The sequence below is a fragment of the Burkholderia sp. SR8 genome (assembly GCF_052851275.1).
The window spans coordinates 1-234 of sequence record NZ_JAULUC010000099.1 but is presented as its reverse complement, the minus strand read 5'-3'; the positions used below and the strand labels follow the sequence as shown (position 1 = coordinate 234).

Annotated in this window: 1 pseudogene; it reads right to left on the bottom strand. The window is 70.5% G+C overall.

What is annotated here, in order from left to right:
• Positions 1-234: pseudogene (locus tag Q3A80_RS31995) on the bottom strand (MFS transporter); the annotation flags it as partial.

Genomic DNA, 234 nt, shown 5'->3' with positions numbered 1-234 from the left:
GCCACACCACGCTCCACGAACTGACGGCGAGCAGCGGCGGAATCGCCAGCGGCGTCGCGAACAGCCCGAGATAGACGATCGTGTTTGCCATCCCGAGCGCGGTGCCCGCATGGTTCGCGCCCGCGAGCGTCGCGAGTTCGGTGTACGCGACGCCGTGCCAGGCCGACACGCAGATGCCGGCGAACACGAGAATCGCGACGATCGCGGCGAGCGGCACATGCGGGCTGCCGGCGG